The sequence below is a fragment of the Micromonospora parastrephiae genome (assembly GCF_016802865.1).
Taxonomy (GTDB): Bacteria; Actinomycetota; Actinomycetes; order Mycobacteriales; family Micromonosporaceae; genus Micromonospora; species Micromonospora parastrephiae.
This window is the reverse complement of record NZ_JAEVHM010000183.1, coordinates 1-11,288: the sequence shown is the minus strand read 5'-3', so window position 1 is coordinate 11,288 and position 11,288 is coordinate 1. Positions and strand designations below refer to the sequence as shown.

Annotated in this window: 12 protein-coding genes; 4 read left to right on the top strand and 8 right to left on the bottom strand. The window is 71.8% G+C overall.

All coding sequences use genetic code 11. The features are described 5' to 3' along the window. From JNW91_RS25695 to JNW91_RS25685, 3 genes are all read right to left on the bottom strand, one after another. Positions 1-359: helix-turn-helix domain-containing protein (locus JNW91_RS25695; RefSeq protein WP_238425693.1), on the bottom strand; the 359-nt coding region annotated here is incomplete at its 3' end. A 111-nt stretch (positions 360-470) separates the two neighbouring features. Then, positions 471-1,589, bottom strand: coding sequence for a hypothetical protein (locus JNW91_RS25690; protein ID WP_203177946.1), 1,119 nt, complete (start codon positions 1,587-1,589; stop codon positions 471-473). 11 nt (positions 1,590-1,600) lie between these two features. Then, positions 1,601-2,113 carry a SigE family RNA polymerase sigma factor gene (locus JNW91_RS25685; protein ID WP_309244484.1) on the bottom strand — a complete coding sequence of 171 codons (513 nt, stop codon included), beginning with the start codon at positions 2,111-2,113 and terminating at the stop codon, positions 1,601-1,603. 168 nt (positions 2,114-2,281) lie between these two features. Here JNW91_RS25685 and JNW91_RS25680 point away from each other — a divergent pair, with 168 nt between their 5' ends. Beyond that, on the top strand, positions 2,282-3,295 hold the full coding sequence (locus JNW91_RS25680) for a potassium channel family protein (RefSeq protein WP_203177945.1): 1,014 nt from the start codon (positions 2,282-2,284) through the stop codon (positions 3,293-3,295). Between the two features lie 19 nt (positions 3,296-3,314). Here the strand turns inward: JNW91_RS25680 and JNW91_RS25675 are convergent, their stop codons facing one another. Further along, positions 3,315-3,794 (bottom strand): MarR family winged helix-turn-helix transcriptional regulator, encoded by a 480-nt coding sequence (locus JNW91_RS25675; protein WP_203177944.1) that lies wholly within the window; start codon positions 3,792-3,794, stop codon positions 3,315-3,317. An 82-nt stretch (positions 3,795-3,876) separates the two neighbouring features. On the opposite strand from JNW91_RS25675, the gene JNW91_RS25670 reads away from it, so the two are divergent. Then, on the top strand, positions 3,877-4,521 hold the full coding sequence (locus tag JNW91_RS25670; RefSeq protein ID WP_238425692.1) for an FMN-dependent NADH-azoreductase: 645 nt from the start codon (positions 3,877-3,879) through the stop codon (positions 4,519-4,521). Between the two features lie 68 nt (positions 4,522-4,589). On the opposite strand, the gene JNW91_RS25665 is transcribed toward JNW91_RS25670, so the two are convergent. The 3 genes from JNW91_RS25665 to JNW91_RS25655 all read right to left on the bottom strand — a co-directional run bounded on the left by JNW91_RS25665 (position 4,590) and on the right by JNW91_RS25655 (position 8,788). Then, positions 4,590-5,624, bottom strand: a complete 1,035-nt coding sequence (locus JNW91_RS25665; protein ID WP_203177943.1) for a 2-oxoacid:ferredoxin oxidoreductase subunit beta — start codon at positions 5,622-5,624, stop codon at positions 4,590-4,592. Further along, complete coding sequence (locus JNW91_RS25660; protein WP_203177942.1) at positions 5,617-7,464, bottom strand: 2-oxoacid:acceptor oxidoreductase subunit alpha; 1,848 nt, start codon at positions 7,462-7,464, stop codon at positions 5,617-5,619. Before JNW91_RS25660 ends, JNW91_RS25665 begins: the two co-directional genes overlap by 8 nt. A 346-nt stretch (positions 7,465-7,810) precedes the next feature. Further along, positions 7,811-8,788 carry a hypothetical protein gene (locus JNW91_RS25655; RefSeq protein WP_238425691.1) on the bottom strand — a complete coding sequence of 326 codons (978 nt, stop codon included), beginning with the start codon at positions 8,786-8,788 and terminating at the stop codon, positions 7,811-7,813. A 608-nt stretch (positions 8,789-9,396) separates the two neighbouring features. On the opposite strand from JNW91_RS25655, the gene ndhC reads away from it, so the two are divergent. Beyond that, positions 9,397-9,774 (top strand): NADH-quinone oxidoreductase subunit A, encoded by a 378-nt coding sequence (gene ndhC, locus JNW91_RS25650; RefSeq protein WP_139587019.1) that lies wholly within the window; start codon positions 9,397-9,399, stop codon positions 9,772-9,774. Between the two features lie 66 nt (positions 9,775-9,840). Here the strand turns inward: ndhC and folP are convergent, their stop codons facing one another. Further along, complete coding sequence (folP, locus tag JNW91_RS25645) at positions 9,841-10,710, bottom strand: dihydropteroate synthase (RefSeq protein ID WP_203177941.1); 870 nt, start codon at positions 10,708-10,710, stop codon at positions 9,841-9,843. 150 nt (positions 10,711-10,860) lie between these two features. Between folP and JNW91_RS25640 the strand changes: the two genes are divergently transcribed. Next, on the top strand, positions 10,861-11,288 hold a 428-nt coding region (locus JNW91_RS25640; RefSeq protein WP_203177940.1), incomplete at its 3' end, for a DivIVA domain-containing protein.

Here is an 11,288-nt window from a genome sequence, read left to right as displayed (position 1 = left end):
GCCCCCGGCCCGCGATCCAGGGTCGGCCTGCTCGTCCGCAGGGCGTGCTGGCCGGCGGCGCGGCGGCTCACCTCGACCCGTTCGCGCCGGGTCAGCGCGGCGCGCGGCGCGCTCGGAATGCGGGGCTCGACCCGGCGCAGGTCGTCGCGGGCCTCTTCGAGCAGGTCGGAGAGGCGGATGCCGAGCGCCCGGCAGATCGCCGCAAGCACCTCGGAGGAGGCTTCCTTGCGACCCCGTTCCACCTCGGACAGGTAGGGCACGGAAACCCCGGCGGACGCGGCCACCTCGCGTAGCGTGCGGCCCTGGCTCTGACGCAGCCGACGCAGCACTCCGCCGATCACTCGTCGCAGCAACGACATGCGGACCTCACTCTCGCGGTCGTCTGGCGGACACCCCCATCATGCCCGTTCACGGCCGTCCCGGCGGACCCGGCCGGGCCCGCGCCGCCACTTCGGCGCGGGCCCGAGGTCTCATCGGCGCAGGTGGGTGTGCCAGGCCGACGGATCCGGCACCAGGGTGACGGCGTGGAACAGAGCCCGAGTGCCGCCGCTCGATAGCAACGCGTCGTCGTCGATGGCCACGGTTGCCCCGTTGACGTCGTAGACGGTCAGTGCCTCGTCGCCACGGGAGCCGCCGAACGTCGCCGGATGCCCGTCAACTGTGGTGTTCGGGTTGGCGTACGCCTTGTCGAACGGGTCGGTGACCTGCCGGTAGCGGGAGATGCTGACGCTGAGCGTACGGGCCCGTTGCCGGCCGGGCTCGGCGCTGACCGGCTCCGGCGACCACCGCGTGCTGGTCTGCCAGTGGCCGGGTTCCTCCAGCGACTCGGCGACGTCGACCGCGATCAGGCGCAGGCCGGCAGGAATGCCGACGGCCTTCCCCGGCAACGGGACCGGATCGTCGCCGAAGCGCAGCGAGCGGGCCACCCGGACCGCGTTGTCGGTCGTGGCCGCAGCCGGGCCGACGAGACGTAGTTGCACCCAGCCCCCCGGGGCGTACCGCCAGCGCAGGACCACCTCCGGGGCTTCGGCACCGGCATAGGCGACGAAGCTGCTGGCCCCGCCGTTGAGCAGGGGCCCGTTGCTGGTGCCGATCACGGTGGCCGGCCGCCCACTGTCCCGCTGTGGCGCCGGCGGCTCCACCCCTTGCGGATAGAGCGCGACCGAGACGCCCTGCCACGGGTCGCCCCGACGGCTGCTGGTCGCGCCGAGGTACACCCCGGGGCCGGCGAGCAGCAGCCCGGCCTGGTACTGGAGGTCGCGCACCCCGTCCGGCAGCCAGCCGAACCGGACGTACACCCGTCCGGGGTCGACCGTGGTCAACGCCGCAGGCAGGCCGGTCACCGCCTCCTTCCCCGCGTCGCCGGGCGAACCGGTGGCCGGCGGGCGCTCCGGGTTCAGCAGGTCGGGCACGGTCAACGCGCCCATAGTCAGCGCCGCCGCGAGCAGCACCGCGCCGGTGCCGCGGGCCGCGCGACGCTGGCGGCGCGCGGTGCTCATCGCCCCTTCCACGTCCAGCACCCGGGAGGGTGTCTCCGCCGATTCGATCTCGGCCAGCATCAGGTCGCCAATCTGGCGTTCGTCCAGCATCGTCGCTCCTGTCAGTTGCCGGTCAGGGTGGGATTGAGCAGGGTGCGCAGGGTGGCCAGGCCCTTGGCGGTCTGGCTCTTGACCGTCCCCGTCGAGCAGCCCATGGACCGGGCGGTCTCCTCGACGCTGAGGTCCTGGAAGTACCGCAGCACCAGGACCGCGCGTTGCCGCGGCGGCACCTGCCGCAGCGCCCCGACCAGGGTGATCCGGTCGGTCGGGTCGGTGTCGGCCGTCGACACGTCCGGCAGGGCGGCGCCGAGGCGCACCCGCGCCCAGCGCAACCGCCGCTCGTCGATCAGCCGCCGCAGCAGCATGGTGCGTACGAGCGCGTCCAGGTGGTCCGCCTGCCGCACTCGCGCCCAGGAGCGGTACAGCTCGGTGAGCACGCGTTGCAGGATGTCGTCGCCCCGGTCCCAGTCCCCGCACATCAGGTAGGCGGTCCGTCGCCACTGGACCATCCGGGACCGGACGTACTCGGTGTACTCGTCGTCGGCCTCGGCTCGTCGTCTGCCGCTCGTCGTCACGAGGGTCGCGCCCCCTCCGTCTGCCGGCCTGCACCGGTTCGTTGTTGTCGTCAGGTAGTCGGGTGCGGGGCCGGGCTCGGTTGTCCGCTGCCCAACCCGGACGTGCGATGTGCGGCGTACCCGCTATGTTGTGGGCGTGCAGGCGACGGTGGCGGGGCAGGTTCGACGGTGATCCATTTTCCCGCGCAGCGCCGGGGCCCGCTGAGTGCGCTGAGCCTGCGGCTGGCCGCCGCCCTGGGCCTGGTCTTCGCCGTCGTCGGCGCGGTGTACCTGGGCCGGGACGGCTACCGTGACGTCAACGAGGACGGCCTGACCGTGCTCGACTGTTTCTACTACGCGGTGGTGTCGCTCTCCACCACCGGCTACGGCGACATCACGCCGGCCTCCCAGTCGGCCCGGATGGTCAACGTCCTCTTCGTCACGCCCGCCCGGGTGCTCTTCCTGATCATCCTGGTCGGCACCACCCTGGAAGTCCTGACCGAGCAGTACCGGACCGGCCGTCGCCTGTCGCGGTGGAGGAGAACCGTGAAGGACCACGTCATCATCTGTGGCTACGGCACCAAGGGGCGTAGCGCGGTCTCGGCTCTCATGGAGAACGGCCTCGACCGCTCCCGCATCGTCGTGGTGGAGCGCAGCGCCGCCGCCCTGCGGCAGGCCACCTCGGCCGGGCTGGTGGCGATCGAGGGATCGGCGACGCGGTCGTCGGTGCTGAACGAGGCGCACGTCCACAACGCGAAGGCCGTGATCATCGCGACCGACAGTGACGACGCCTCGGTGCTGGTGGCGTTGACCGTACGGCAGCTCACCGCCGGGCAGGTCCGGATCATCGCGGCGGCCCGCGAGGCGGAGAACGCGCCGCTGCTCAAGCAGAGTGGCGCGCACCACGTGATCGTCTCCTCGGCCACCGCCGGTCGACTGCTCGGCCTGTCCACCTCGGCGCCGCCGCTGATCGACGTGGTGGAGGACCTGCTCACCCCCGGTCAGGGCATGGCGTTGGCGATGCGTTCGGCGGAGCGGGACGAGGTGGGTCGTTCGCCGCGCGAGCTGGAGTCGCTGGTGATCGCCCTGGTGCGTCGGGGCAAGGTGGTCACCCTGGCCGACCGGGCCGGTGCGGTGATCGAGACCGGCGACATGCTGGTGCACGTACGCGACGACCGCCCCCAGTCGACCGCGACGGTCTGACCTTCCGGCCGCTGCGGCGTCAGCAGCGGTCGACGTCCGCGCGGAGCGCCTCCGTGCAGACGACCGGTGTCGTGGAGGCGGCCCGCCGGAGCAGCTCGTAGAGCGTCTCCCGTTCGGCGGGTTGCAACGCCCCCAACACCTCGTCCTCGGCGCCCGCCAAGGCGCATTCCGCCTGGTTGAGGTGTTTCGCCCCACTCTCGGTGAGCTCGACGACGTGTCGTCGCCGGTCCTCGGGTGAGCGGCGACGCTCGATCAGGTGCTTCGCTTCCAGTTCGTTGAGCAGCCCGACGATGTTGGTGCTGTCCATTTCCAGGGTGCTGGCGAGCGCCTGCTGGCTGGTGCCGCCGCCGTCGCGCAGCACGGTGAGCGCGACGAGGTGCCGCGGCCGTAGGCCCAGCGGTGCCAGTACCGACTCGGACCGCAGCCGCATCCGCCGGGCCAGATGGTCCAGCAGCGCGCCCGAGCGGTGCTCCGAGGGGTCCGAGGGCAGGGGCGACATGTGAGCCAGTCTACCGAGGGGTTGGAACATCTATCTGCTATAAATAGTTGGTGCTGCACAGACGATTCCTAGAGGAGGAATAATGCATCTGTTGCATATCGACTCGAGCATTCGCGGTGACTGGTCGGTCAGCCGGCGGCTCACCGCCCGTGCCGTCGCCGCATGGCGTGCGGCCCACCCGGACGGCACGCTGACCTACCGGGATCTGGGTGCCGAGCCGCTTCCGCACCTGGACGCGGAGGGCGGACTGGCCCGGATGACACCTCCCGACCAGCACACTCCGGCCCAGCGCGAGTCCTGGGAGCTCAGCGAGCGTCTGGTCGACGAGGTGAAGCAGGCCGACGTGGTGCTGCTCGGCCTGCCGCTGTACAACTACGGTGCGCCCAGCAGCGTCAAGTCCTGGGTCGACCACCTGATCGTGCCCGGCCTGGCGTACGACCCGACGACCCAGGAGGGCCTGCTCGGCGGCCGTGAGTTCGTGGTGCTGGCCACCCGCGGCGGCGGGTACGGCGAGGGCACGCCGCGAAACGGCTGGGACCACGCGGAGCCGTGGCTCCCGCACGGCCTGTCGATGACCGGCATGGAGCCCCGCTTCATCAGCGCCGAGCTGACGCTGGCACCCTCGGTGCCGGCGATGGCCGAGCTGATCCCGCTGCACGAGGCGAGCCTCGCGGCGGCCGAGAAGGAGATCGACAACCTCTGGCTGCCGGCCTCCGCCCAGAGCTGAGGCGGCCGGAACGACGAGAGCGGCCGCCCCCGTTTCCGGGGACGGCCGCTCTCCTCACGAAGGACGGGTCAGACGATCGTCCAGGTGTCGCCACTGCCCAGCAGGCCGGCGAGCTGCTGCTCGGGGGTTTCGCTGACCTCCGCCCTGGCGGCCGCGAGCTGGCTCTGCACCACACTGTCGTAGGACGGCCGGTCCACCGACCGGAACACCCCGATCGGGGTGTTGCGCAGGTCCAGGCCGGGCAGCCGGGACAGCGCGAACGCGTACGCCGGGTCGGCCACCGTCGCGTCGTGCACGACGATCTCCTCCGGTCGGACCGAGCTGGTCTCCCGGACCTCCAGGCCGAAGCCACCCGGCGGGTGCACCACGCAGAACCGCCCGTCGGCACCGAAGGTGATCGGCTGGCCGTGCTCCAGGCGGATCAGGTAGTCGTCCCGCGTGGACGGGTCCTTGAGCTGGTCGAACGCCCCGTCGTTGAAGATGTTGCAGTTCTGGTAGATCTCCACGAATGCCGAACCCTCATGCTCGGCGGCGGCCCGCAGCACCGACTGCAGGTGCTTGCGGTCGGAGTCGATGGTCCGGCCGACGAAGCTCGCCTCCGCGCCGAGGGCGAGCGAGAGCGGGTTGAACGGGGCGTCCGCCGAGCCCACCGGGGTCGACTTGGTGATCTTGCCGACCTCTGAGGTCGGAGAATACTGACCCTTGGTCAGGCCGTAGATCCGGTTGTTGAACAGCAGGATCTTGAGGTTGACGTTGCGCCGCAACGCGTGGATCAGGTGGTTGCCGCCGATGGAGAGGGCGTCACCGTCGCCGGTGACCACCCACACCGACAGGTCCGGCCGGGACACCGACAGGCCGGTCGCGATCGCCGGGGCGCGCCCGTGGATCGAGTGCATCCCGTACGTGTTCATGTAGTACGGGAAGCGCGACGAGCAGCCGATCCCGGAGACGAAGACCGTCCGCTCGCGGGGGATGTTCAACTCCGGCATGAACTGCTGGATGGCCGCCAGGATCGCGTAGTCACCGCAACCGGGGCACCAGCGCACCTCCTGGTCGGACTTGAAGTCCTTGGCGGTGAGCTTGAGAGCGACGGGCTCAGACATTCTTCAGCACCTCTTCCAGCGTCGTCTCCAACTCGGCGGCCGTGAACGGCAGGCCGCGCACCTGGTTGTAGCTGATCGCGTCGACCAAATAGCGGGCCCGGATGACGTGGGCGAGCTGGCCAAGGTTCATCTCCGGGATGACCACCCGGTCGTAGGAGCGCAGCACCTCGGCGAGGTTGGCCGGCATCGGGGCCAGGTGCCGCAGGTGCGCCTGGGCGATGGACAGGCCGCGCTGGCGCAGGCCGCGGCACGCCGCGCCGATCGGCCCGTACGTCGAGCCCCACCCGAGGACCAGCACCCGGGCGTCGCCGTCCGGGTCCTCCACCTCGATGTCCGGCACCGGGATCGTCTCGATCCGGGCGGCCCGGGTACGCACCATGAAGTCGTGGTTGGCCGGGTCGTAGGAGATGTCCCCGGTCTTGTCGGCCTTCTCCAGACCGCCGATCCGGTGCTCCAGCCCCGCCGTACCGGGGATCGCCCACGGGCGGGCCAGGGTCTCCGGGTCGCGCAGGTAGGGCAGGAACGTGGTGCCGTCGTCGCCGTTGGGCCTGGTGGCGAACTCGACCCGCAGATCGGGCAGCGACTCCACGTCCGGCAGCAGCCAGGGCTCGGAGCCGTTGGCGACGTAGTTGTCGGACAGCAGGATCACCGGCGTGCGGTAGGTGAGCGCGATCCGCGCCGCCTCCAGCGCGGCGAAGAAGCAGTCCGACGGCGACCGGGGGGCGATCACCGCGACCGGCGCCTCGCCGTGCCGGCCGTAGAGCGCCATGTTGAGGTCGGCCTGCTCGGTCTTGGTCGGCATGCCGGTCGACGGGCCGGCGCGCTGCACGTCCACGATCACCAGCGGCAGTTCCAGGGCCACCGCGAGGGAGATCGTCTCGCTCTTCAGCGCCACACCCGGACCACTGGTGGTGGTCACACCGAGCGACCCGCCGTACGACGCGCCCAGCGCGGCGCCGACAGCGGCGATCTCGTCCTCGGCCTGCATGGTGAGGACGCCGAAGCGCTTGTGCTTGCTCAGCTCGTGCAGGATGTCCGACGCCGGCGTGATCGGGTACGCGCCGAGGAAGACCGGCAGGCCGGAGCGGACCCCGGCGGCGACCAGGCCCAGCGAGAGCGCCGCGTTGCCGGTGATGTTGCGGTAGGTGCCCGGCTGCATCCTCGCCGGCTTGACCTCGTAGCGGACCGCGAAGTCCTCGGTGGTCTCGCCGAAGTTCCACCCGGCCTTGAACGCGGCCACGTTCGCCGCGACGAGCTCGGGACGGGCCGCGAACTTGCGCTCCAGGAAACGCAGCGTCGACTCGTACGGCCGGGAGTACATCCAGGAGAGCAGGCCGAGCGCGAACATGTTCTTGGACCGTTCGGCGTCCTTCTTGGACACCTGGTGGGCGGCCAGCGCACCGACCGTCATCGAGGTCAGCGCCACCGGGTGCACGACGTAGCCGGCCAGCGAGTCGTCGTCGAGCGGGCTGGTCTGGTAGCCGACCTTGGCCAGGTTGCGCTTGGTGAACTCGTCGGTGTTGACGATGATGTCGGCGCCACGCGGCAGGTCGGCCAGGTTGGCCTTGAGCGCCGCCGGGTTCATCGCCACCAGCACGTTGGGCGCGTCGCCCGGCGTGAGGATGTCGTAGTCGGCGAAGTGCACCTGGAAGCTCGACACGCCCGGCAGCGTCCCGGCGGGGGCCCGGATCTCGGCGGGGAAGTTGGGCAGCGTGGAGATGTCGTTGCCGAGCTGCGCGGTTTCCGAGGTGAATCGGTCGCCGGTCAACTGCATGCCGTCACCGGAGTCGCCGGCGAACCGGATGACCACACGGTCGAGTTGACGGATCTGCTTGGTCACTGCGCCACCTTCGTTCGCGACTGCGGGGCTCGCAAAACCGGCTCACTCCTCGCGCTCACGCCTGCACCTCGCTTCGTTGGGCGCGGTCGCGCGGGCGGCTGAACATGATGGTGACCTCGCCTTGCCCGACCACGGGACCTCCCTGACGCAAGGTTGCACCGCACCGCCCCAGGCTGGTCCGGTCGCTGTCGTTCCTCACCCCAGAGCCTACGTCGAACGGACCCCCGACCCTCCCCGCAGGTCCGCCGACTGGGACCGTAATCGGCCGGGAATTGCGCAGTATTGCGACGTTTCGCCCGGCACGCCGTAATCCAGATCACCTGGATTCCGGCTCGAACGACGCCCGTCAGTCCGTGGGCGCGGGGCTCGGCTCCGACACCGGGTCGCGCAGCCGGCGCCGCAGCGAGGTGGTGGCGAGCGTGAGGGCCAGCACCACCAGGAGCCCGGAGACCGTGATCAGGATGATCGCGGTGCGCTGCACCGAGGACATCCCGCCGTCACCGGAGGCCGCCCCGGCCGGAAGTACGCCCTGCGAGCCGGTCGGCGCCGGTGGCGACACCACCGGGGTGGCCAGTGCGGCCGCGGCCGTGATCCGGAAGCTCATCTGCACCTGTCGCGTCGGACCGCTGCGCGGGTCGAGTTGGCCGATCACCGCGCCGGACAGCGGCGCTTCACGCTGGGCCTGCGGAGTCGCCTCCACCGGAAGCCGCAGCTCGACGGTCTCCTCCGCCGGCACCGTGCCGGCGTCGCACCGCACGCGCGTCGGGTCCACCGCCACGCAGCCGGCCGGTGGGGTCGGCACGCTCACCCCGGACGGCAGGACCACCTCGATCCGGCCGGCGGCGTCCACCGCGCCGGTGTTGCCGAGTCGGACCGCGAGAGTGCTGGCCGCGCCGCTGATGTCGAAGGCCACCTCGTCGGCGTCGAGCGAGATCCCGGGCACCGGCGGGCCGGGCGGAAAGAGCACCGCGAAACCCTGGTTGTCGGCCACCTCGCCGGTCACCCCCGGCGCGTCGGCGGCGACCCGCACGGAGCCGCTGAGGGGCATCTGCTTCCACGCGTCGCCGGTCACCTGTAGCCGGAGCACGCTGCTGAACCGTGCGCCCGCGTCGGCCATCCAGGCCCCGCAACGGTAGGCGCCGCCACCCACCGCGGTGCATCCCTTCGTCCCGGCATCGGTCAGGCCGACGGGCAGGGTGTAGGAGAGCCGGACACGCTGCGCGGTGGTGCCGGTGTTGGTCACCGTGACGCGCAGCGCGGCGGCCGTGCGGGCCGCGTTCCAGTACGCGCCGCTGAGGGTGATGTCCTCCGTGGTGACCTGCACGCCGAGCGGGCTCGGCGGCGGCGCCTCCGCACCCGGCGCCGGCGGGCGGACCGGGGGTACCGGCGGCGCCGGCGGCCGGGGTGTGGGCGGTCCGTTCGTGCCGCCGGCGCGGGGCGGTGGTCGTCGGCGCCGGGGGTGACGTCCGGGGCGCTGGTCTGCGGCGCCGGCGGTGTCGTCTCCTGCGGTGGCGCGGTGGTCTCCGGGGCCGGTTCGGTCGGTACGGGATCGCCGCCCGGTTCCTCGCTCGGGGTGGGCTCCTGCGCCGGTGTCGTCTCCGGGTCCGTCTCCGGGTCCGTCTCGGGTTCGCTCGCCGGGTCGGTCGCCGCCGCGACAGGGTACGCGTGCGGCACCGCCGCGCTGGCCCACGTCGGCGCCACGGCGAGCGTCGCCAGCAGGCCGAGCGCGAGCGAGGTCACCAGCAGGGGCGTGGGACGGCGTCCTGCGGCCCGGCGATCGGGCGAAACCTTCACGCGGGCCATCTGTCCTCCGGTGACATGGGTGGGAGTCCAATATTCGGTAACAGTTGCCCCGGTGCACTAGTCCCGTCCGGAAACAAATCCGTAACGTGTTTGGGACGGCCGCTCCGGGTGGGCGGTAGGCTCCCGAACGTGACCGGTTACCTGGGCTCGTATGCGACGCTCGGGCTCCTGCTGCTCGCCAGCGTCCTGTTCTTTGTAGTGGCGTTCTCGGCCAACCGAGTGTTACGTCCCGCGCGTCCGGCCGACCCGCCCGGCAAGCGGACCAGCTACGAATGCGGGCTGGATCCGGTCGGCGCCGACTGGGCGCAGATGCAGATCCGCTACTACGTCTATGCCTACCTGTACGTGCTGTTCGCGGTCGAGGCGGTGTTCCTCTTCCCGTGGGCGGTGGTCTTCGACCGGCCGGGCTTCGGTCTCGTCACGGTGGTCGAGATGGCGGTGTTCGTGGCGGTGCTGGCACTCGGCATCCTCTATGCCTGGCGTAGGAACATCCTGCGCTGGACCTGACCGCCGTGCCCTCCGGCGATCGTGCTGGTCCGCCCGGCCGTTCGCGGTCGGTTACGGCGACGACAGTCAGGCCAGGCCCCGGCGGGTCGCCGCGGGCGGGCGGTCACCGCGGATCGAGGCCACCATGTCCAGCACCCGGCGGGTGGGCGCGACCTGATGGGCCCGGAACACCCGGGCGCCCAGCCAGGCGGACACCGCCGTGGCGGCGAGCGTTCCCTCCAGCCGTTCGGTCACCGGCAGGTCGAGCGTCTCGCCGATGAAGTCCTTGTTCGAGAGCGCCACCAGCACCGGCCAGCCGGTCCCGGTCAGCTCGTCCAGCCGACGGGTGATCTCCAGGGAGTGCCGGGTGTTCTTGCCGAAGTCGTGCGCCGGGTCGATGAGGATCCCGTCGGGGCGTACCCCCGCCGCCACCGCGCCCTCGGCGAGCCCGGTCACCGTCGCGACCACGTCGGCCACCACGTCGTCGAACGCGGCCCGGTGCGGGCGGGTACGCGGGACCAGCCCGCCGGCGTGTGAGCAGACCAGGCCCGCGCCGGTCCGCGCCGCCACCCGGGCCAGCGCCGGGTCGGCGCCCGACCAGGTGTCGTTGAGCAGGTCCGCGCCGGCGGCCACGGCCTCCGTCGCCACCTCGGCGCGCCAGGTGTCGATGGAGATCACCACCTCCGGGAACGCGGCCCGGACGGCGGCGATGGTGTCCACCGTGCGCCGGATCTCCTCAGCGACGTCCACCTCCTCGCCGGGACCGGCCTTCACCCCGCCGATGTCGATGATGGCCGCGCCCTCGTCCACCGCCCGTTCGACCGCGCGCAACGCGCTGTCGGCGGCGAAGGTGGCACCCCGGTCGAAGAACGAGTCCGGTGTGCGGTTGACGATCGCCATCACCACCAGCTCGTGCGGGTCGAACGTCCGCCCACCCAGCCGAAGCGCCCCGGCCATGCCCGCCTCCTGAAAGTCCGCACCGTCGCCGCCGCGCCGACCGGTCCGACGCTAGCCGGTCGCTCGACCGCACCGCAGCGCGCCGTGGACGCCGATCGTGATCGGGGTGGTGGGGTCGCTACCGGCCGGCCGTCGTGCCACGATCAGTGCATGGGTCAGCTTCTGCTCCTCCTGGTCGTGGCGTTGACCGTCGCGGCGGTGGTATTCGGCGTGACGGTGCTGGTCAGCGGCCGTGATCCCGGCTTGGTGCCGGTCGAGCCCGATTCGCACGCCGTGCCGTTGCCCGGCACCCGGCCGTTGCGCGAATCCGATGTGGGCGCGGTCCGGTTCGACACCGGCCTGCGCGGGTACCGGATGGCCCAGGTCGACCAGGCGATGCGACGCGCCGCGTACGACATCGGATACAAGTCGGAGCTGATCGGCGTACTGGAGGCGGAGGTCATCGCGTTGCGGGAGGGCCGTACCGCCGACGCGGACGTGCTGCGCCAGGCCCGGGAGCAGTCGGCGAGCGCGGCCGAGCGGTCGGGGCGCGCGGCGACCGACGCGCCGCCGACCGACGGCGCCACGCCGGTCGGCAC